The organism is Rhizobacter sp. Root1238 (genome assembly GCF_001425825.1).
Classification (GTDB): domain Bacteria; phylum Pseudomonadota; class Gammaproteobacteria; order Burkholderiales; family Burkholderiaceae_C; genus Rhizobacter.
Window position 1 is genome coordinate 67,934 of sequence record NZ_LMDM01000019.1, and the last position, 20,280, is coordinate 88,213.

General features: G+C 62.2%; 24 protein-coding genes and 1 pseudogene. 15 read left to right on the forward strand and 10 right to left on the reverse strand.

Going from position 1 to position 20,280, the window contains the following annotated elements; genetic code table 11:
* Positions 1-15: 15 nt before the first annotated feature.
* Genes ASC98_RS15535 through ASC98_RS15545 form a run of 3 tightly spaced genes read right to left on the reverse strand, consistent with a single transcriptional unit; the run spans position 16 to position 2,016 of the window.
* Positions 16-267, reverse strand: a complete 252-nt coding sequence (locus ASC98_RS15535) for a hypothetical protein (RefSeq protein WP_056808564.1) — start codon at positions 265-267, stop codon at positions 16-18.
* Positions 251-1,810: a phage portal protein gene (locus ASC98_RS15540; protein ID WP_056820114.1), complete on the reverse strand. Its 1,560-nt coding sequence runs from the start codon at positions 1,808-1,810 to the stop codon at positions 251-253. Before ASC98_RS15540 ends, ASC98_RS15535 begins: the two co-directional genes overlap by 17 nt.
* Positions 1,810-2,016 (reverse strand): hypothetical protein, encoded by a 207-nt coding sequence (locus tag ASC98_RS15545; RefSeq protein ID WP_200953036.1) that lies wholly within the window; start codon positions 2,014-2,016, stop codon positions 1,810-1,812. The genes ASC98_RS15540 and ASC98_RS15545 overlap by 1 nt, the downstream gene beginning before the upstream one ends.
* Positions 2,017-2,148: 132 nt before the next feature.
* Between ASC98_RS15545 and ASC98_RS15550 the strand changes: the two genes are divergently transcribed.
* On the forward strand, positions 2,149-2,979 hold the full coding sequence (locus tag ASC98_RS15550) for a hypothetical protein (protein ID WP_157597979.1): 831 nt from the start codon (positions 2,149-2,151) through the stop codon (positions 2,977-2,979).
* Positions 2,980-3,028: 49 nt separating this feature from the next.
* Here ASC98_RS15550 and ASC98_RS30455 read toward each other — a convergent pair whose 3' ends face one another.
* The 3 genes from ASC98_RS30455 to ASC98_RS15560 form a co-directional block, all read right to left on the reverse strand.
* Positions 3,029-3,190, reverse strand: coding sequence for a hypothetical protein (locus ASC98_RS30455; RefSeq protein WP_157604816.1), 162 nt, complete (start codon positions 3,188-3,190; stop codon positions 3,029-3,031).
* Between the two features lie 310 nt (positions 3,191-3,500).
* Positions 3,501-4,355, reverse strand: a complete 855-nt coding sequence (locus ASC98_RS15555; protein ID WP_056820123.1) for a hypothetical protein — start codon at positions 4,353-4,355, stop codon at positions 3,501-3,503.
* Between the two features lie 59 nt (positions 4,356-4,414).
* On the reverse strand, positions 4,415-5,155 hold the full coding sequence (locus ASC98_RS15560; RefSeq protein ID WP_157597978.1) for a hypothetical protein: 741 nt from the start codon (positions 5,153-5,155) through the stop codon (positions 4,415-4,417).
* A 1-nt stretch (position 5,156) separates the two neighbouring features.
* Here ASC98_RS15560 and ASC98_RS15565 point away from each other — a divergent pair.
* The 4 genes and pseudogenes from ASC98_RS15565 to ASC98_RS15580 form a co-directional block, all read left to right on the forward strand.
* Positions 5,157-5,492 (forward strand): annotated as a pseudogene (locus tag ASC98_RS15565) (DNA adenine methylase); the annotation flags it as partial.
* A gap of 65 nt (positions 5,493-5,557) precedes the next feature.
* Positions 5,558-5,749: a hypothetical protein gene (locus ASC98_RS15570; protein WP_056808573.1), complete on the forward strand. Its 192-nt coding sequence runs from the start codon at positions 5,558-5,560 to the stop codon at positions 5,747-5,749.
* A 1-nt stretch (position 5,750) separates the two neighbouring features.
* Positions 5,751-6,137, forward strand: coding sequence for a hypothetical protein (locus ASC98_RS30460; protein WP_082541971.1), 387 nt, complete (start codon positions 5,751-5,753; stop codon positions 6,135-6,137).
* A complete protein-coding gene (locus ASC98_RS15580; RefSeq protein WP_082541970.1) occupies positions 6,109-6,816 on the forward strand; it encodes an SOS response-associated peptidase family protein in 708 nt (235 codons plus the stop codon). The genes ASC98_RS30460 and ASC98_RS15580 overlap by 29 nt, the downstream gene beginning before the upstream one ends.
* Positions 6,817-6,885: 69 nt before the next feature.
* Here ASC98_RS15580 and ASC98_RS15585 read toward each other — a convergent pair whose 3' ends face one another.
* Positions 6,886-7,596 carry a hypothetical protein gene (locus ASC98_RS15585; RefSeq protein ID WP_056820140.1) on the reverse strand — a complete coding sequence of 237 codons (711 nt, stop codon included), beginning with the start codon at positions 7,594-7,596 and terminating at the stop codon, positions 6,886-6,888.
* Positions 7,597-7,742: 146 nt separating this feature from the next.
* On the opposite strand from ASC98_RS15585, the gene ASC98_RS15590 reads away from it, so the two are divergent.
* The 3 genes from ASC98_RS15590 (at position 7,743) to ASC98_RS30470 (ending at position 10,837) form a co-directional block, all read left to right on the forward strand.
* Positions 7,743-7,997 carry a hypothetical protein gene (locus ASC98_RS15590; protein WP_056820143.1) on the forward strand — a complete coding sequence of 85 codons (255 nt, stop codon included), beginning with the start codon at positions 7,743-7,745 and terminating at the stop codon, positions 7,995-7,997.
* A gap of 261 nt (positions 7,998-8,258) precedes the next feature.
* Entirely contained in the window at positions 8,259-8,738 is a 480-nt protein-coding gene (locus tag ASC98_RS30465; RefSeq protein ID WP_157597977.1) for a hypothetical protein, read from the forward strand.
* A 101-nt stretch (positions 8,739-8,839) separates the two neighbouring features.
* Positions 8,840-10,837 (forward strand): hypothetical protein, encoded by a 1,998-nt coding sequence (locus ASC98_RS30470; RefSeq protein WP_157597976.1) that lies wholly within the window; start codon positions 8,840-8,842, stop codon positions 10,835-10,837.
* Between the two features lie 90 nt (positions 10,838-10,927).
* Here ASC98_RS30470 and ASC98_RS30475 read toward each other — a convergent pair whose 3' ends face one another.
* On the reverse strand, positions 10,928-11,554 hold the full coding sequence (locus ASC98_RS30475; RefSeq protein WP_157597975.1) for a hypothetical protein: 627 nt from the start codon (positions 11,552-11,554) through the stop codon (positions 10,928-10,930).
* 284 nt (positions 11,555-11,838) lie between these two features.
* Here ASC98_RS30475 and ASC98_RS15595 point away from each other — a divergent pair, with 284 nt between their 5' ends.
* From ASC98_RS15595 to ASC98_RS15615, 5 genes are all read left to right on the forward strand, one after another.
* Positions 11,839-12,315: a hypothetical protein gene (locus tag ASC98_RS15595; RefSeq protein WP_056820146.1), complete on the forward strand. Its 477-nt coding sequence runs from the start codon at positions 11,839-11,841 to the stop codon at positions 12,313-12,315.
* Positions 12,312-12,788, forward strand: a complete 477-nt coding sequence (locus tag ASC98_RS15600) for a hypothetical protein (protein WP_056820149.1) — start codon at positions 12,312-12,314, stop codon at positions 12,786-12,788. Before ASC98_RS15595 ends, ASC98_RS15600 begins: the two co-directional genes overlap by 4 nt.
* A 109-nt stretch (positions 12,789-12,897) precedes the next feature.
* Positions 12,898-13,194, forward strand: coding sequence for an autorepressor SdpR family transcription factor (locus tag ASC98_RS15605; protein WP_056820152.1), 297 nt, complete (start codon positions 12,898-12,900; stop codon positions 13,192-13,194).
* The gene (locus tag ASC98_RS15610; protein ID WP_056820155.1) at positions 13,191-13,568 is read left to right on the forward strand and encodes a hypothetical protein; all 378 of its coding nucleotides are present in this window, start codon (positions 13,191-13,193) and stop codon (positions 13,566-13,568) included. The genes ASC98_RS15605 and ASC98_RS15610 overlap by 4 nt, the downstream gene beginning before the upstream one ends.
* A gap of 343 nt (positions 13,569-13,911) precedes the next feature.
* The gene (locus ASC98_RS15615; protein ID WP_056820158.1) at positions 13,912-14,454 is read left to right on the forward strand and encodes a glycine zipper 2TM domain-containing protein; all 543 of its coding nucleotides are present in this window, start codon (positions 13,912-13,914) and stop codon (positions 14,452-14,454) included.
* A gap of 381 nt (positions 14,455-14,835) precedes the next feature.
* Here the strand turns inward: ASC98_RS15615 and ASC98_RS15620 are convergent, their stop codons facing one another.
* Together ASC98_RS15620 and ASC98_RS15625 are read right to left on the reverse strand one after the other, a co-directional pair.
* The gene (locus tag ASC98_RS15620; RefSeq protein WP_056809634.1) at positions 14,836-16,248 is read right to left on the reverse strand and encodes a gamma-glutamyl-gamma-aminobutyrate hydrolase family protein; all 1,413 of its coding nucleotides are present in this window, start codon (positions 16,246-16,248) and stop codon (positions 14,836-14,838) included.
* Positions 16,249-16,395: 147 nt separating this feature from the next.
* Positions 16,396-18,321 (reverse strand): radical SAM protein, encoded by a 1,926-nt coding sequence (locus tag ASC98_RS15625; RefSeq protein ID WP_056809636.1) that lies wholly within the window; start codon positions 18,319-18,321, stop codon positions 16,396-16,398.
* Positions 18,322-18,527: 206 nt separating this feature from the next.
* Here ASC98_RS15625 and ASC98_RS15630 point away from each other — a divergent pair, with 206 nt between their 5' ends.
* Positions 18,528-19,454 (forward strand): amino acid ABC transporter substrate-binding protein, encoded by a 927-nt coding sequence (locus ASC98_RS15630; RefSeq protein ID WP_056809638.1) that lies wholly within the window; start codon positions 18,528-18,530, stop codon positions 19,452-19,454.
* A gap of 249 nt (positions 19,455-19,703) precedes the next feature.
* On the forward strand, positions 19,704-20,280 hold a 577-nt coding region (locus ASC98_RS15635; protein ID WP_162252895.1), incomplete at its 3' end, for a porin.

Consider the following 20,280-nt stretch of genomic DNA (forward strand, 5'->3'; position numbering starts at 1 on the left):
AAGGCGGGTCGTTGATCACTTGCCGAGAAGGCGACTGAACCAGTCGAACTTCAGTGCGCCGAGGCCGAGCAGCGCCATCACCGCGTACATCGCCAGGCGGCGCAAGCCTCGGCCGAGCTGACGGTCGACGTACCCGCCCCACACGCCGACCAGGCGCTGCGCAGTACGCTCGTCGCCAAGCTGGGTCATCAGCTGCGCGGACAGGCGATCGGCGATGGCCTGCGCATCGGCATCGCTCAGGTTCCGTGGTTCATGCTTCGGCGGCATCGACGCCCTCCTCGTCGTTATTGATCTGGTCGCCGTTCTGCTTCGGCGGGCTGGGCAGACCACTTGCGTTCTGATGCCGCACGTCGCTGCTGAAGCGCAGTTCCTTTTCCTCGGCCTTCTTGCGCCAGCTGGCGATCTGCTCGAGCACCGTGTCGGGGTTGCGGCCAGCCTTGCGGATGACCTCGACTTCGCTGATGAAACCGGCCTGGCTCAAGGTCAGCCAAGCGGTGGCTTCCTTCGCCATGTCGATCCATGGCATTGACGGCGCGACGTAGAGCACATCATCGTGTGTGCCTGGCTTGAGATCCTTGGGGAACGGCACAACGCCGGAGGTCTCGGCCGCTTTGATGAAGTCCTCGACCATCGGCTGTACGGCCATCGTCACGAAGTCGTCGGTCAGGCAGGCGTAGTGCACCCACTGCTCGACGAGCTCCTGCCGCTGGCTGCTGTACGTGCCGTCGTAGTTGCGGCTGACGCTGGAATAGCTCGCGCTGATGCCGGCGGCGAAGGCGCGCAGCTGCCCGTTGCGGAAGGTGATCAGGTTCGGGTTCGGGCGCTTGCTGTCGATAAGGCCGATCTCTTCGCCCACCGCCAGCGTGTCGATGATGGTGCCCGGCGACAGCCCCACCTGACGCGGCAGATCGTTGCCGTTCTCATCCTTCAGCGGGCCTTCGTAGCCACCACCGTCGGGTGCGTGACGCTTCACATAGCCGGTGAGCATCGCCGCCACCTTGGCCGCGATGCGCTCGGACTCCTCGTAATCCTTGATGTCCTCGATGCGGCCGATGACGCTGGCGAAGCGCGTCACGCCGCGGAGCTGGCCGATGCGCGACAGGTGCGCCAGATGCAGCATGCGGTCGGCAGTGACGACCTTCAGATCCTGGTGAAGAGATGTTGCCTCGCCGGGGTGGGTCTTGCTGACCCAGTACGCGGTCGGGCGTACCCAGGCGTTGTACTGGATGCCTTGCTTGATCCCTCGGGCTGAGTCGTTAAAGTCCATCGGCACGTACTCGGGCTCCAGCATCTCGATGGAGTACGGCACCGCAGTGCCGTGGTCCAGGCCCGGTACCCTGCCTCTCAGACGCTGCGCGAAGGCTTCGCCGTCGCGGTACAGCGTGCGCGCCAGTAGTCGCTGGCAGCGTGCGTAGCTGTGTTGCCAGCGCACCTCGGGCCGACGCTGCCAGTCGCGCCAGGCGACAGACAGAGCGGCGGCGTACTCCGCGTGGATCTCGCCACTGAGTGTGCGCGGCTGGAACTCGACGCCGATGCCGTTGGCGCCCACCGTGTTGTTGACCAGCACGTCGAGCGCGCCGACGACCAGGTCGTGATTGCGGTCGAGGTAGCGCATCTGGTTGCGCAGGGGCGCTGCGCCCTGCTCGACCAGCTGATTTGGCGAGCCGCCATCGCGGCGGAACTTGCGCTGCGGGTTTGGTCGCGCGGCCTCGTAGTGGGCCAGCAGCGTGCGGCTGCGCAGGCGGTTCAAGCCGCGCTGCGGGTCGAGCCAGGAGACAAGCCGGTCGACGGGATTCAGGCGAGCGCCCATCAGTCGAGTCGTGCGACGCTGAAGCGCAGGCCACCGAGGGTGGGTGCGCCAGTCGCACGGTCGCACTCGGCGGCGACGCGGCGCTCCCACTCCTGTCGGCCGGCGCGGATTTCGCCCAGATCCTCGCTGCGGAAGACGCGGTCGCCAAGGCGCGCTTCCTTGCCGAGGAGAACATCGGTTTCGGCCTGCAAGTACGCGGCCAGCATGGTGGAGGAGGGTGTTCTCATGCGCCCATGCTCGCTATTTCAACGTCTCATTTGTAGACTCCGAGATGAGAATGTTTGTCGAAGCCGCCGTCCCATCGAGGGCCTCCCCTATCTCCCAGAAAGGAGCATGTCGTGCCTGAAAGGAACAACTTCACTGCAGTCGTCGGAAGGAATGTCGGTCGGCACTTCGTGACCCTCTCCTGCGTTCAGAGCGATCCGCGATTGGAAGTGCCGAACATGTGGGTCTTTTCTGGCTTCGTAGTCGAGATTGCGGCGCAGTGGTTCTACGTCACGGCCGGCCACATCATTCGCGATGTTCAAACGTCAATGGACGCCGGCTCAACCTTCGCGATCTGGCGCCTCGGTGACCAGACGGCCAGCGATGAACGCACGAGAGAGCGCTTCAAGAACATCGCCATTCCGTATGAATTCGATCCTCGGCACTGGTTCGTTCTTCGCGACGAATCTCTCGGACTTGACTATGCCGTGACGCATTTGGGTGGCCTGTATCGCATGCTGATGGAACAGGCAGGTGTATTGCCGTTCACGCGCGACACGTGGATTGACTACCCGAAGGCTGGCACCCGATGGGCAATCGCTGGTGTTCCCAAGGAGACTGTCGTCTACGATGGGACGACAGAGGTTCGTGCACGGTTTACTTTCGTCGGACTGTCTCCCGCTGAGCCCCCCACCGAAGCGACCAACAAGCGCGACAACCAGTTCTACGCACGCCTGCATGAATCGTCGGAGCAGATTGTCCGGGACATTGACGGCATGAGCGGCGGCCCAATCATCGCTGTGATCGACTCTCCCGCTGGATCACGCTACGGCGTCATTGGTTTGCAGAGCGAATGGTTCTCACGGTCCAGGGTGATCGCGGCATGCCCGTTCTCCACATTTGCACGTGCACTCGAGCCCGTCGTCAAGGAGGCCCTCCGCGACATGGCTAGCACCCGTGACTAGCGCAAGCCCGAATGGGCCTTCCATGCATGTAGCTCAGCTGGGCGGTTCATCAGAAGTCGTACCAGTGCTCCGTGACCACCGTCACGTCGATCGTCTTCACCTCGCCCGTATTGATTTCCGTCACCGTGCACCGCTGCACCCCACTCAGCGTGTTGGCCTTGCCAACGGTCGTTGGGGCAGCAGCATTGCGCCGGAACTGCGTCGTCGCCAAGTTGGGTGACATCGCGGTCGCGGACGACCCCCCGCCCCGCCCTGCACCGTCACCGTCACTGGGGTGGTGGTCACCGGCACGCTTGCACCACGCGTCGACGTGAAGCCTGAGCCGAAGACGCTGGCCGTCGAGGCCGTCAGCGTGAACGAGCCGCTGAAGACCTTTCGCGCGACGCCGTCGGCGCCATACCGCCAGATCTCGCGTGCCTTGCGCGCTGTGCCTCCCGCGTCGTACCGCCAAGCCTCGCGGATCTTGCGCGCCACGCCACCACCGTCATACCGCCACATCTCTGCCATGTGCGTGCCGCCTTTCAGTACACGAACACGATGTCGCCCGGCGCCCCACCCGAGGGCTGGCCTGCCACGTTCGTCATCGTGATGCGCCCGAGGCCGTCGCCGCCACCTCGACCGTAGACAAGCCCGGAGAAGACGGGCGCGCTGTTCCACGACACGAAGCCCACGTCGTTGAAGAACTGCGACATCGAGCCCGGCCGCCCGGAGATGTTCCCCCACGGCACTACGATGCTGCTGCCAAGGTAGCCGAGGCCTGCCTTGCGCATGTAGCCGTCGCCGTTGGTGACCATGATCTGGCTGATGCCCGGGTTCTCATCGTTGTTCGACGACTGGTAGTAGTGCGTCGCGAAGAGATGCCCCGAGCTGTTGCGCACCGCCACGGTGTTCCCGTTGGGACCCGTGTCCGGCACCCAAGCAGTGATGGCCGGCGCGCCGGTGACGCGGCCCCACGGCACCGTCCCTGCGCTGAGCTGGCCGTTGGTATCGAAGAACCACTTCCACTGCCCATCGCTCACCGAGTAGATCCCAGACGTGCCTTCGCTCGCGTTCACCATCAGCGAGTACAGCTTGGCGGTATCACTGAACTGGATACCGGCCCAGCCATTCGCGGCGCCCGGGATCGATACCGAGGTGTACGAGACCGGCGAGATGTTCTTCAGGTACCCGGTGGCCTTCTCCACCCAGCTGCTGCCGTTGAATTCCTGGATCAGTCCGCCGGTGAAGCGCTTTGCACCCGCCGGCGGGCTGGTGACCGCGCCGGCATAGGCCGGGTCCATCCACTGCGCCAGAGCGCTGAAGGAAGCCTTGATCTGCGGCAGGACGCCGGTGTCGTAGCGGTCGGTAGTGACGGGCTTGCTGAAGTCGATCGGCATGGTGGCTCGTTGATGTTGTCGTGTTGTTTGTCTTGATGGAGGAGGCTCACTGATGAGGCTCAATACCCGCGTGCGGTCCAGCTGCCCGTGCCGGTGACCTTCTGGCCGGTCTGCGGATTCAGCAGGTAGACGGTGAAACCGGTCGGGTTCGGCACGTCGAGGAAGTCGACGATGGGCAGCAGAGCCGTCGTCCCGTTGGCCTGGCACAGCGGCGTGTCCGCATCGATGAAGGGCACCGCGAACGGCACTGCGACGCCGGCCGCCGCATTCGTGATCACGAAGCGCCCCGAGTCGGTCTTCAGCTTGTTCGACAGCTTCACGTCGAAGCTGGTGATGCGAATCAGGTTCGCGCCCGCGCCGCAGCTGAAGCTCCACACCACCCGGACGTACCGAAAGCTCGCCGCCAGCACGCTCGTGGCGCCCGCCGCGGCGGCAGTCCAGGCGTCTGCACCGTTCAGCTTCGTGTAGATCTGGCAGCTGGATGCGACCTGGCCGGCGACCACCGTCGCGCCCAGCGTCACGGTGACGATCGTCGGCGGCAGCGCCGTGCCGTAGTCGAAGGTCTCGTCGTAGGTCGCGGCGGCCACGCTAGGCTGCGCGTACAGCGGGAAGCCGGCGTCGACCTGCTGCTGCGGCGTGGTCCAACCGTGCGACTCGAAGTGCTGCGCCCAGGTCTCCGGCGCGACTGGCCCGAGCAGCGCGCCATCTTCCAGGAACAGATTCGTCGCGGTGCCGCTGAACGTCGAGCGGATCTGCGTGCGCAGCACGTAGTCGGGCGGTTGGTTGATGGTGGCCGGCACCTTCGTCGAGCGACTGCACTGGAAGACCTGCATCGAGCGCTACGACCGGCCGCACACGTTCTTCTACCTTGACCCGCCGTACTGGCAAACCGAGGGCTATGGCGTACTGTTCCCGTTCGAGGAATACGAGGCGATCGCCGCAGTATTCCGCAGCCTGAAGGGCAAGGCGATGATGAGCATCAATGACCACCCGGACATCCGGCGTTGCTTCGAGGGCATGCACATGGAGTCGCTGGACATCGCCTACACGGTGGGCGGCGGCGGCAAGGCCGTCGACCGGCGCGAGCTGGTGATCTGGTCCTGGGATCCTCTGGAGGATCCGGCCGGACTCTTCTGATCCGCCAGGCGCAGGGCGTGCAAAGCGCCCTTGAACACTGTACAAACGTACAGTACATTTCTGCCATGGATCACCCGTCTTTCCTGCCGACGACCTGGCTGCATCGCGTGGCGACGCGGCTGCAGGCGCAGTGGCCGACGGTGGATCCACAGCAGCTGGACGACGTGGCGCTCGACCTCTGGCGAGACGAGCGGCTGCGCGCCATGCAACCCGAAGAAGCAGCTGTCGCCTGGCTGCGCCCTGTGCTGCCCGAATGAAATGCTGGTCGACGTGGTGGAGATGTACAAGCGAGGTCAGCGCCTCGAGCGGGGGAGCCTTGCGTCTGTTCCTGCCCATCGAGGCGTGTTGAGCCTGACGCCGGACCGGCCTGGTCGAGATCCACGGGACCGTAATCCGCCGCTGTTGGCGGGCCTGTGTCGTCCTGAGGGCATGAGCTGGGTCTTGCCGCCGCTGGACAAGGCGCGGGTGGTTCGGATCAACCCGCGCGGCATGTTGATCAAGGGACGGCAGGAGCTTCAGTCGACCAGGTCGAGCCGCAACTCCGAATGGTTCGACCAGGCGTGGTGGGTGAGGGTGGTTGCACCGGCGGTGCGCGCCGCGGCGCTAGAGTTCGAGGATGTGCAACCTGTACACCTCGCCAACTGAGCAGGAAGTTTGGGACTACTGGGACGTGAGCGGACCAATGCCACCACTGCGATTCTTCGACGGGCACCACGTGGGGCCAAAGAAGCAGGGCCAGTTCCTGCGCGCGGACCACGCGACCGGCGGCCTCATCTACGCCGTCGGGCGTTGGCAGCTCGTGCCCACGAACTGGCCCGACATCGACACCTACCCGTACTCGACGAACAACGCACGCTGGGAAGACAAGGTGCGGGTCAGCCGCACGTTCAAGCCGGTGTGGATGGCGGGGCAGCGCTGCGTGATTCCGATCCGGAACTTCTACGAGCCCTGCTATGAAACGGGCTCGCACGTGAGCTGGCGGTTCGAGAGCGCCGACGGCAGCCCGCTCGGCATGGCCGGCTTGTGGAACAGCTGGATCGACAAGACCACCGGCCAAGTCTTTGACACGTACACGATGATCACCATCAACGCGGACGATCACCCGATCATGAAACGCATGCACAAGCCCGATCCCAACGATCCGGAGAAGCGCATGGTCGCGGTGCTGCCGCTGCAAGATCAGCAGGCATGGCTCTTCGGGTCACCGGCAGAGGCCGAGCAGGTGATCGGGCAGTGGCCGGCAGAGAAAATCAAGGCGACGCCGATGCACAAGCCGAAGCCGCCGCCTGCGGTGGTGCCTGACGCGCAGGGGGACCTGTTCTAGGCGTGATCATGCTGCGGCCGACGAGGACGCAGATCGAATCGATGGTCTCTCGCCGTGGCGCCTCTCCGGCTAGTGGAGAGTGCGATCCGTGGGCGGCAGGAAGACCTCGACCAGCGACGAGGCGTTGGGTGGGCGCTCCGAACCGAATACTGCGTCGAGGACGCACTCGGGAATCGCGAACCACACCTGAGCGGCATCGAACTCCGCATTCGACGGCAGCTTCTCAGGAGGGAATCCTTCGGCATCCCACCTCTCCAACTTGTGGGCCGCACGGGCAGCGAACGTAGGTAAAACCTCGGCAGATGCGAACAGCGCGTCAACGGCGGCGTAGGCACGTTCGATCTGCTGCTGGGATGCACCGGCCACGCTGAGCACCAGGTTCTCTCGGGGCTGAGCAGGTGCTGGGCTGCGCCCATCCGTCATCGGCGGCAGACTCACGCCCATGAAATGGTCCGCGGCCTGGGACGCAGGGCGATCGCTTTGGATCGGGTCGGCCACCGCGGTTTCCCACAAATCCCACGCATCCATCAAGCTGAGCCTGGGCTCCAGTTCGAACACACGCTCCCAGAAGGCGAGGCGCCACTGCCGATCAGACGCATCCGCATCGATCTTCAACCGGAAATATCGTTCAGCCCAGGCCTCAGGCGTGCCGGAATCGGTTGCCGCGAAGGAGTCCTCCGCCACCTCCTTCAACTGCTCGATCGTCGCCTTGGGATCCAGCGTGCTGAGCTTGGCAAACACACGGTCGACCCAGGCGGCTTTCTTGAGGGCAGTCGACATGTTCTTTCCAGTACTGCAAGGAGGTTTGAGGCTCGGCCGAACTCTACGACGGGTCAAGGCGGCTGACGAGAGGGCTTGTCATGGCGCGCCTGGCAGAGGTTCGAGAGTAGGCTGCTCTCGTTCAAGGCAACCAAGGAGACGACGGCATGGAGCAGTTCGATGAGGCAGGTGATGTCGCCAAGTACCTTCACGGCGAAGTCATGGCGTTGACCGCGTTGATTGCGGCGGTGGTCAAGGTTTCCGTGCCGAAGCCACTGTTCGAACAAGCAGCTCTCAAGGAGCTGCAGCTGCTGCGAGATGCCTTCCAGCCCAATCCGGAAGCGGCAGTCCAGCTGCAGGCCGTCGAAATGACCCAGAAATGGCTGTTGGACTTCACCAGGGGCGGCGCCCAAACAAGCTGAGTGAGGCGAGCTCTGGAGGTGGTCGGACCAGTCGATATGAGACACCGTCTCCGTGCCATTGCTCGGCTGCAGCGCGTGGGCGATTGAGTCGTCATGTACTGCGCCATCGACCAGTGCGCCATCCTCTAGAACAACCATGGCAGAACGCTTGAATGCTAGCTACCATTTGAGTGGCTGATATGCCCATTGACTTCGGCAAATGACCGGAGCATTCAATGAGATTCTCCGTTAGGTGGCATTACTAAACTCAGGACAAATACCATGATCGACATGGCGGTCTGGGAGCCCCGCTTCAAAGCATGCAGCGCAGTAGCAGCAATGGTATCGACGATTGGTTTGTTGGCGGGAGGCATCTTCGGGCTATACACATTTCGTCAGCAAGGTATTGCTGCCGATGCACTTAGACAGAAGGAGTTCCGATTGATGCACTTCAACCAAAAAAAAGAAGTGTATTACGAACTCGTTGAAGCTGCAGCGACTGTAGCCGCAAGCCCAACCAAGGAGGAAGGTATCAAGAATGCCGCCAGGTATCGTGCGCTGTATTTTGGCCGAGCACATATTTTCGCCATTGATCCAGCCGTCAATGCCGCAAAGGTGGATTTCTACGTCGAGATGAACAGCGTTCTGAAGTCCGACGGATTTCCAACTAACAAACTAGATGGAATAACTCTGAGGCTCTCCAGCGCTTGTAAAGACGTGCTTAGGGTTCAAGACATATTCGAGACCCAACAAGCGCAATGAGCTGCAAGAATAAAAAAGCAGAATCGTACATCCATGTGCGATATAACTTCTTTGATCGAAGGGCGATCGCAAACGACCGCAATTTTTAACAGGGGGTTTAGATGGCCAAAAGGACAATTGGGGAAGAAATTAGCGAACTGTCTCAACAATTTGAAAAGTTAGCGCGAGACCTTTTTTCTATCACTCGCCCTCTGCAGCTATTCGATTATGAAAATGGCGTCTATGGCGAAATATATTTTCGTCCGAATAAAAGGCTCTCAAAAATATTCTCTACTGACCGCGAGGTTCTGGTTCTAATCACAAACTTTCCGGACCAGCAGCAGCGGACCATCACCGCACTCAAGGGGCGGATAGACGAGGCCAGCGGCCGCGTGGAGAATTCGCTGGCAATCATTGTTCATGCTGATTCCGACGGAAATCGCAAGCTAAAAATGTGGGGACGCGAGAAGGGGATTGCAATCCTGCCTATATTGGCAAGGGAATCCTTTCAAGACGCAGAAACATTTGAACGGGACTTGTTGCTTGACTTTTTTTCCAATGATCCTTTTGATGTCACTGGACCCGTAAGTGATGATGCGCGATTCTTTGGTCGACGTACGGAGGCTTTAGATATTGCGCGACAACTTCAAGGCGGGCAGATCCGGTCTTCGTTGGGGATTCGAAAAATTGGGAAAACATCCATTCTAAATCGTATCCTTTACGAGGCAAAGGTCAATCACGGTTCAGTATGTGTAATGATAGATTGCTCGAAAGATGACATCTGGGCGCAGAGCGCGTCGGAGTTGCTCTGTTCCATAGGTGAGGCTGTTGCAGCGTCTGCTGGAAACACACCCCATTATGCAGAGGTCCAGCAGTCGTGTGAAAATGATGGTGGCTTGAGCGGCGCCCGCAAAGCGTTGCTCAATGCAGTTCTCGCATCCGATCCACCAGTCATCTTGTTTTTTGATGAGGTTGACTACATCACTCCCGGTAGTCCGACTGCACGCGCAGCTTGGACGTCGAACTTCAATCCGTTTTGGAGAAACCTTCGCGCTGTCACGCAAGAGGCTGCAAGATCGGAGAAGAAGTTCTCGCTCTTTGTATGCGGTGTGTCAAGTAAATGGTTCAAAGAGGAATCAATTGATGGCGTTGAGAACGCCGTATTGTCTTTTATCCCGGAGGAGTATCTTTCGCCATTGGCGCCCATAGCTATTACTGGGATGATCCGGTCAATTTCTCGTACGGCAGGACTTTCTTTCGATGATGCGACCGCCGAATTTATTGGTCAAGCTTGCGGAAATATGCCCTACTGGACACGCAAGGCATGCTCATACATCCATCGGAACATCGATGTGCGCGACCGACCGTGTATCGTGCAACGGGAAACTGCAGAGCGACTCGTTGGTGAATTCGTAGAGGAAGAGGGTGCGGCAGTCGCAGAGGTGGCTCTAAACCACTTATTTAGAGTTCACCCGGAAGTCTACATCCCGGCAAAAAGCGTTCTCGATGGTGGAAGGCATGCCAAGTCTGAGCAGCTAATTTCGACCTTGATTCGATACGGAATATTGGCCGAAGTCCGTGGGGAAGTGGTCTTGGGTAGTGGAATGATTCGGGAAGGGATGAGGCTTTGCATTCAAAAGCGCTCCGAAATAGAAATGGTGCCTGCGCCATTGGAAGAGTCTTCATCTCTTATTCTGAAATTTGACGAATGGGCGGATGAGCTTGCATTAATTAATGCATCTCGCAACAAGCTGGAGAAAAGGCTTCGGGCGCTTGCTCTAAATTTTATAAAGTTCTCCACGCTTCAAAGCAGAGATAAGGGAACTGCGGCATCGAGAGTAATTCGTTGCGTAGAGAAGGTTCGGATTGAGAAGCTTCAGCATCTGCCTGCTGACGACCTGATTGAGAAGTTGCTCTGGAGCGAATTGGTTCGTCTGGTGGAGAAAGAATGGGTTCTATTTATTCCTGTCTTTGCGGATCTACGGCTATTCAAGGAGCACGCCACAATATTGAATGACAGAATGGATGCTCACGCTAAAGACGCTGATGGAGCGGACTTGGCGTACTACCGTCGCTCACTACGCTGGCTAGAAGAGGCAGTACAAAAGGCGAGCGCCTAAAAGCAGAAAAAGGGTGCCCTTCCAAGGGCTGCGCTATTTGGAGAATATCATTGCCGCTCGCGGTGTCACGTATGGTTTTCATGGAAAGGGTTAGGCATCGGCGCCGCTCGTGGGTGATGAGTGAAGACCTGCGCCATAATTCGGCAGATTCTTTCGAAAGTTGTATATGAGTTCTATGACGCGATTTGCTGCGAGCAGAAAATCTTGGGCGGATTCAGGAGTCGGAGCTACTTCAGCATGGGCGACCTGGTTCCGTAGTTCCCTCAGTTTCTGCACGAGATGTAGGGTTTCAATAGGAAGTATTTCCATCGCTGCCAAGTACACCTTGTTAGTGCTTTCAAGTGGATCGACGACTGTTCCCATCTGATGGCCCAGGCGAAACAGTTCTCCATTCACCTCTCCCCAGGCTTTGAGAATTGTTCCTGAAGGATCATCTCGCGCACTGATTAGCTGAGCGACTGTTTCTTGGCTAGTGGGATTTTTGTCGTTCGTGACCTTCTCCTCTTCAGGCATCACTGGCGGAGCCGCTTCGGCGGCGTTTGCGAGAATTTGCTTTGCGGCGAGTTCAAACTCCGCTTCAAGTGGTCCCGCTTTTAGCTTCTTGATTAATGGAAGGAGGTCGAGAACCTTCTTCCGGAACGCAATGCCAAGCACCAAAGCGACGAACGGCCATGCCAAGGAATCAATGGCCTTGCTTATAAAGGTCAGCCAATCCACGCGTGACTCTCTTCAGTTAGTTTCATGATGCATGATATTTTGTGCAGGGAGCGCTGAATGCCCATTGTGGGGCTTCCGTCAAGTGGACCTTGGTTGCCGGTTGCAGGCATTCGACCACGTGGAACGAACGGCAGCAATCGCTGACTTGCGTTCCACCAAGGCGCGTCGACGGACGGTGGCAAGGGTGAGACACTGCGATTTGCTGGCGATTCGGGGAGTGCTTGCGCCGCAGGAGCGAGAGTTCTTCGCGTCTATGTTTGGGATTGACCACTGAGTAAAAGCGCATGCGGTACTACAAGCACGACATTGCGAGGGCACAGCTTGAGACTGCTGTGAGCATCATTCTGAACGGCCAGGACAGGTCTTCCGCAATCACACTGGCCGGCGCAGCCAGCAGCATCCTCGATGCGTTTGTCAGGCGGGCCGGCAAGGAGGCTTTCGTCGACTATGCCAGGCGCGTGCACGAGGCGCAGGTGGGCTTCACTCCGAAGCGCAAATCGTACGCACATCACATCGACAAAACGCTTGGCGTGATCGCACACAAGCATCTTTCGCAAGATGATCCTGACACCGTCGACCTGGATCTGGAGAAGATGGCCGTCGACGCTGTCGCGCGGGCAATCCATGACTATGTCTCGCTGAATGGGCAGGAGGATCCGTTCGTTAAGGCGTTCCTTCAATACGCATGGGTTCACTCCGACGGCGAGAAGGTGTTGAAGGAGTACAACGCAAAGCCCGATCGAATGAAGCCGAGAACATGAAGACCTATACGCGCCTTCAAATCGCGGAGAACCAGCTACGCTCTGCGATGGGTCTGTTCATGACCGGCCGAGATCGATTCTCTGTGATCACGCTCGCAGGTGCTGCTGATGTGATCCTGACTCAGCTCTCGATCAAGGCAGGCAACGAGTCTTTCACTGCTGATCTACTTGCGCAGCACATTGCTGAAGGCGGTATGGTTGAGACGCGCGAACAACACGGCAAAAAGGTCAACGACATCCTATTCATCAACCACTGTAAACACCTGGATGACGATGAGGATGGCTACCTTGAGCTGGAGGACGTGGAAGAGGCGGCGCTGGGTGCGATCCTCAAAGCGCTTGTCAACTACGTTCGCATCGATGGCTTCCGGAGGGATCTTGTCGAAGCCTTCCGCCTCTGGGGCAAACAGAATCTTGACCCGACGAAGTACAACGTTGACTCTGATCCAAACTGGAAGAAACCCGACGCCTGACCGCATCGGTGTGTCACCCCGGAATTCCTGTTTCCACGCCCCAGCAAAGGCAGGGCGGGCGTCAGCATGAGGCCTTGACATAGTTCGATAGTTAGCTAAATATTGCATCATGAGCCAGGTCTTCAGAGCCCTTTCCGACCCCACCCGCCGGCGCGTGTTGCAGCTCCTGCGCCATGGGCCTCTGAGCGCAGGCGAACTCAGCGACCAGTTCAACGTCTCCAAGCCGACCATGTCGGCGCACTTCGCGGTGTTGAAGGAGGCCGACCTGGTGCACACCGAGAAGGCCGGCAAGTCGGTCATCTATCACTTGAAGCTCTCGGTGCTCGAAGAGGCGCTACTGGGCTTCGTTCATTCGTTCGGCCTGGGCGAGGAAACACCAGCGCCCAAGAAGGAGATTGCCCAATGAACAAGGAACTCATCGCAGGCCTCGCCTGGGGCGGTGGCGTCGTTGCGCTGGCGCTCGGCGCTACCTTGGCGCGCAAGATGGGCTATGTCGAGGCCGACACCGTGACCAGGGTGGTCATCGGCACGAACGGGCTCATGATGGCTTGGTACGGAAACCGGATTCCCAAGGACTTCGTCCCGAGCGCACAGGCAAGCCGCGCCAGGCGTGTCGCAGGCTGGTCCCTGGTGCTCGGCGGGCTCACCTACGCTGGACTGTTTGCGTTCGCCCCCCTTCCGGTGGCGGTCTGGGGTGGGTCCGGCGCCGTACTGGCGGGAATCGCGGTGACGATCGGCTATTGCATGTCACTGCAGTCGAAGCGAGCGTCGAGGACATGACGGCCCACCGCGAGAATGGCGCGGTTTTTCACTATCGCATTGAATGACAAGGGCGCCCGAGGATTGCAAATCCGTTGACGCCAGTGAGCCACCGGTGGCGAGCCAGCGCAGGACAGCGTCGGGCAGAGTGACCAGGCTCAGGCGTGGTGCTGACGCTCAGGCTGGTGCGGCGACCTGCGCACAACGACCCTGACCGGTCGTGCAACGATCGCCGGATGGAAGCCGCAGCGGACACCGAAGCGACACACGCGTCGCGAAGTCCTACACCCGATCCCGGCCTCTACTGCCATGCACGCGGCGAGCCGGGCACGACAATTGAGGTGGGCTACCACAGGAGCAACCCATGGACAAATCAATGATCAAAGGTATCGCGGTCGGCGGCATCGCAATGGTGATGCTGGGCGCGGGTGCCGTCACGGGTTATCAGAAGATGTCGCAGCCCAAGGCCGCTGAGGTGATGGCAATCAAAGAGGTAACGGAGACCGTGACGACGCCGCGCCAACAGTGTGAGACGGTGCAGGTGCAGCGCCAGGCGCCGGTCAAGGACGAGAACCGCCTGCTCGGCAGTGTTGGTGGCGCGGTGCTCGGCGGCGTGCTCGGTCACCAGATTGGCGGCGGCACCGGCAAGAAGGTGGCCACCGTAGCCGGCGCTGCGGCAGGCGGCTACGCCGGCAACCAAGTGCAGAAGAACATGCAGCAAGGTGACGTTATCTCGACCGCCGAGCAGCGCTGCAAGACGGTGCAAGAGAAGTCGAAGAAGTTGGTTGGCTACGACGTGAGTTACCGCCTGAATGGCAAGGACGGAGTGGCGCGAACCTCCTTTCGCCCTGGCGCCACGCTGCCGGTGAAGGACGGCCAAGTCGACACGACTGCGCCGACGTCTTGAGCCACACGCCGTCCAGGTGCGACAGCCGGCAATCCGATGCTTCGTAGCAACGTTGCTCGACTTCCTGCCTCCATGCGATCGCCAGCGGGACTGCTCTTCAAGCGCGATGCACATCCTGGGCTTGGCTCTAAACGTGTCTAACCGATGCCCAGTGACCCGCGTCCGCCCTGTGTGTTCTCTTACCTCAAGAGTTAGACAAAGTACTCGCGCGGGCGCTGTAGCCCTTGATCGACGTCCAGACTTCTAAGCAGCAGGTCAGAGGTTCGGGTCCCTCCGGGCAGGCCACCCTCACCAAGTCGACGCTCCTGCCGTGAACGACACAGGGCCCGCATGGCTGCGAGCACCGTCACGACGGACGCTTCGACCGCTGTTGCCTGGTCGTCACCAGCGTTCGTTGGATGGGTAGGGCGGATAAGGCTGGTGCCTCTCGTCCGGCACGGTAGGCCTCGACCCGCTCGGCACGCCTCCCCAGCCGTCTGCCTGCGGTGCGCGCGCGTGCGGTGGCACGCTCTCGCCCATCGCGGCGCGCCGGCGGCGTCCTTGTGGCGGGATCGAGAAGTCCGTCGGCGCCGGTCCTGCGCCGATGCCCGACGGCTGGTGCGCCCGGCTGGACTGCATGTCGCGTTCGAACTGGCCGGTGTTGGTGCGGCGCGCCTCGAAGGCATCGCCGGCCCGCGCCATGTAGTCGAGTGCGTCCCGGCTCATCGTCGCAGCGGGCTTGTCGGCGTGGCCGCTCGAATAGGCCTCGGGATGCCACTGCATGCCCATGACCGGCGCGCCGTAGCGTGATTCGAAGGCTTCCGCCGCATACAGCGGCGCACCCGGCGGCGCCTGCATGAACGGATTCGCATGTGTCGTGTCGCGCGCCGAGACCTGCAGTGTTGCCAGCTTCGCGACGAGGGCCTCGTCCTGCGGATCACGGGGCATCAGGCCTCCTGCGTCCTCGCGTGCGGCCGCCCAGTGCACGCTGTTTACGTCGTAGGGGATCGATGTCTTCTCCCGGTTGTTCGTCCAGTGCGGGCGCGGCGCCGGCCCGCCTTCGACGTCCATCGGATCGTGGCGTTGCCAAGCCGATTGGCTGTGCAGCATCGTCTCGGGTTCCAGGTTGATGCCGTGGGGTTCGAAGTTGTTGCTGATGTTGCCGTCCTTCTTGATGAACGGCATGGAGCGCGCCTGGTGCGTGCCGGAATTCAGCTGCTGCGTGGTGCCGCCGTAGCTTTCCAGCACGCTCCAGGATCCGCCGCACAGGCCGGCCACGGGTCGTCCGGTCAGTTGCGCCTGCTTCAGCAGAGCTTCCTCATGCTCGCGGCGTTGCTGGTGGCGCTCCGCGGCGCTGCCCTTCGGCGTATGGGCAGCGTGGCGCGGACTCTCGCTTTCCAGTCCGTAGTTGCCGCCGGCAACCACCAGCAGGCCCCGGCCTTCGCCGGTGGTGGTGGTGTGCGACCTCGGCAGGCCTCCGCTGTAGTTCTTCTTGCCCGGCTTCGTCGGGTCGGTGGAGCTGATGGTCGGCTCCATGCCGGCCGGATGCGAGGCGATGCTCTCGCGTCCGGTGGTCTGCTGCATCGTGTAGTGGTCCCAGAACGCGCCGGTGCCGTGGCCCGAATCGCGGTAGGGGATGGTCACTGGCATGCGCGGCGGGCGCCCCAGGGAGCTCAGGTCGGTGGTAGCGCGCTGCCGTGAGGTGGGCGGCGGCGACCCGCGTTCGCTGTCGCTGCTGTCGCGGCGTTCGTGTGCATGGCGCTTGACGCCTCCCGTCCGGCTGGTGTGGTGCGATCCGACGCGATGGTCCGGCATGGCGAATTCCTTTCGACTGACATGAGCGAGGAATTCATGGTGGACGGGGCGACACCCGCTTTTCGATGCCGATGCGAAGTTGATGATCGGATTGCGAAATGCGATCGTTGCGCGTCGCCGGCTGGACACACACGCCGTCGCTTGCGCTCACCCGACCCTTTGCCCCTGCTGCAGCGCCCGCGCAATGCGGTGCCGCGCCACCGTCGGCTTCGGCATGCGGATGTCGAACCAGCTGCGCACGTCGGCGTCCAGCCCGATGCCGTGCATGTAGTTGTAGATGGCCTTCTTCAGCGCGCGGCCCATCGCGTCGTGGTCGGCGCCGGTCGGGTCGACGAAGCCGACGTCGTTCTTCGCGAAGCGGCCCGGCGGCAGCGGCAGCAGCGTGATGCCGTAGTCCGCCGGTTGCTGGCCGACCGGCGAATGCACGGTGCACGCGAAGCGGTGGAAGAAGCCGCTCGCGATGCAGCCTTCCTCGAACAACTGGCGCACGTATTCCAGCGCATCCACCGTGTCCTGCTCGTTCTGCGTCGGGAAGCCGTACATCAGGTAGGCGTGCACCAGGATGCCGGCGTCGGAGAAGGCCTGCGTCACGCGCGCCACCTGCTCGACCGACACGCCTTTCTTCATCAGCTTCAGCAGGCGGTCGGAGGCCACCTCCAGCCCGCCAGAGATCGCGATGCACCCGCTCGCGGCGAGCTCCTGGCACAGCTCGCGGTCGAAGGTCTTCTCGAAGCGCACGTTGCCCCACCAGCTGATCTCGACCTTGCGGCGTTGCAGCTCGGCGGCCAGCGCGCGAAGCGCCTTCGGCGGCGCGGCCTCGTCGACGAAATGGAAGCCGGTCTGCCCGGTCTCCTGCACGATGGCCTCGATGCGGTCGACCAGCGTCGTCGACGAGGCCTGCTCGAAGCGCGCGATGTAATCGAGGCTCACGTCGCAGAAGCTGCACTTCTTCCAGTAGCAGCCGTGCGCCACCGTCAGCTTGTTCCAGCGGCCGTCGCTCCACAGCCGGTTCATCGGGTTCAGCATGTCGAGGAGCGACAGGTAGCGGTCGAGCGGCAGGCCGTCCCAGGTGGGCGTGCCGGTCTGGTCGAACGGGATGTCGGGTTCGGCGAAGCTGTTCAGGTACCGCACCGCGCCCGATTCGGCATCGCGCACGAAGCTGCGCACCAGCCGCTGCTGCGAGCGCTTGCCCTGCAGGTGATCGATCAGCGCGAGCAGCGGGCGTTCGCCGGCATCGAGCGTCACCACGTCGACGAAGTCGAACACGCGCGGCTCCGACAGCTCGCGCAACTCGGTGTTGACGAAGCCGCCGCCGAGCGCGATGGTGAGCTGCGGGTGCCGCGCTTTCACCGCCTGCGCGATGCGCAGCGCCGCATACATCGAGCCGGGGAAGGGCACCGACAGCAGCAGCAACTGCGGGCGATGCCGTTCGACCGCGGCCAGTGCCAACGCGGCCAGGCGTTCGTCGACGAGGTTGGGCGTGGCCGAGAGCGCAGCGGCCAGCGGATCGAAATCGGGCTGGCTCGCGGCCAGCTGCTCGGCATAGCGCACGAACTCGAAGCGGCCGTCGATCGCGTCGCGCAGCACATCGGCAAGGTCGTTGAGGTAGAGCGTCGCGAGGTGCCGCGCGCGGTCCTGCAGGCCGAGCGCGCCGAACGCCCAGGCGAGCGGGTCGCCGCCCTCGTCGTCGACGTAGGCGTCGAGCGAGCGGAAGCGCGTGCCCTCGGGCAGCCAGTCGCGGCCGACGATGCGGTGGGCGAGGGTGGCGTCGCGCCCCTGCAGGAAGCGGATCGTGGGGGCGATGGTGGAGCGGTAGCGGTCGAAGGCGTCGAGGAAGCCGCTGACCTGCGCGGAGCGCTTCGCCTCGGGCTGCGCCTGCGCGCGCTCGCGGACCTGGTCGAGGCCCGTGGGGGACAGCAGGTCCAGCACCAGCGCGAGCGCCAGGTCCTCCTGCACCGCCGGGATGCCGCGCGAACGCAGGAAGCCGGTGAGGTAGGCCGTGGACGGGTACGGCGTGTTGAGCTGCGTCATCGGCGGGATGACGGACAGCACGCGGAAATCTTCGGTGGACATCTGCCGGATTGTCGGCGATGCACCCGCGGCGCCACCGGTCGACGACGCTGGGGCCGCAGAGGCCTCCGACGAGTGCAACTTTCGCCGCCGCAGCCGGCCCGATCCCCGGGTCAAGGGGATAGAGGTATCGGTCCAACGAGACAGATATCACGGTTCTTGGAATAGGGTAATCCCTATAATTCCGCCCTTTTGGTCGGAGCTTCAAGATGTTCTCCCCCTTTGACCGCGTGATCCGGCACGCGACGGGCCTGTTGCTGCTGGCCGGTGCCAGCGGCGCGGTGTTGGCCCAGGCCCAGGCCCAGGCGCCCACCGACACGCTGGCCCACATCCGCGAGACCAAGGTCGTCACGCTCGGTGTTCGCGAAGCCGCCCGGCCGTTCTCGTTCCTGAACGAGCAGAAGCAACCCGTCGGCTACTCGGTCGACCTGTGCCTGAACGCGGTCGAAGGCATCAAGCGCGAGCTGAAGCTGCCGGACCTGAAGGTGCAGTACAAGGTCGTGAGCGGCCCGGAGCGGATCCCGAAGCTGCTGAGCGGCGAGATCGACATGGAGTGCGGCTCGACCACCAACACCCGCGCACGCCAGGAGAAAGTCGCCTTCAGCTACACCTTCTTCGTCGCGTCGATGCGCCTGCTGACGCCGAAGAACGTGCAGGTCGAGTCGGTCAAGGACCTGAACGGCATGCAGGTCGCGCTCAGCAAGGGCACCACCTCCGAGAAGCTCTTCAACCAGTTGGCCAACGGCGAATTGCATGCCAAGCTGGAGACCTTCGCGAGCAACGGCGAGGCCTACAAGGCGCTGAAGGAAGGCCGCGTGCGCGCCTTCCCGCAGGACGATTCGCTGCTGCTCGGCCTGGCCTCGAACGACAAGGCGCTCGACACCTTCCAGGTCAGCAACCTGGCGCTGTCGGTCGAGCCTTACGCGGTGATGCTGCGCAAGGGCGACACCGCGCTGCTCGCATCGGTCGACCGCAGCCTGTCGCAGCTCTACGCCAGCGGCGAGATCAACGCGCTGTACACCAAGTGGTTCCTGACCGATGCGCTGACGATCAAGATGAGCCGCCTGACGCGCGACAGCTTCGTGCGGCCGAACAAGGAAGCCGGCGTCGCGATGTTGCTGGGCTTCTCGATCTGATCGAGCGCCGCTCGCGAGCGGCATGCTGAGCAACAACCTGGTCGCCTGCGACAAGGTGTACGTGCAGAACGGCAGCGTGCTGACACCGGTCCCGTGATGCCGGTCCGCTGAGGGTTGGAGGCTGCGGGTGCGCAGTGAGTTTCGAGCCTGGCGGCTGACAATTTTGTCATCTGCCGGACAGGCTCCCGTTCGGTAGCGATTCCTACGATGGTGCGGTTTCGACCACCTGCCCATCGCAGCAACCTACCCATGAAAATCGCCACCTTCGCCGTGACCGCGGTCGCCCTGGCTGCCGCCTCGGCCGCGCAAGCGCAAGACGCTCAAGCCTCTTCCACCAACGTGACGCTGTACGGCGTTGCCGATGCGTACGTGCAGATCGCCAACGGCGCGGCCAACCTGAGCCGCGTGCAGTCGGGCGGCCTGCAGGGCTCGCGCTTCGGCCTGCGCATCACCGAAGACCTCGGCGGTGGCTTGCGCGCGCTGGCCGTGCTCGAAAGCGGCATCAACATCGACGACGGCACCAACGGGCAGAACGCCTTCTGGGGCCGCCAGTCGTACGTCGGCATCGGCTCGGCGCAGCTCGGCACGCTGACCCTGGGCCGCCAGTACGGCAGCATCTACAACCTGTCGAGCGACTTCAGCGAGTTCTCGAACGTCTCGACCGGCGCGAGCACGGCGGTGATCGGCGGCTTCGGCGGCTACGAGCCGGTGCGCGGCGGCACCACCTACAGCGCCACCGGCAACGGCGGCCCGGCCCGCGTCAACAACTCGGTCAAGTACGAGTCGCCGACCTTCGCCGGCTTCAAGGCCGGTGCCCTGTGGGGCT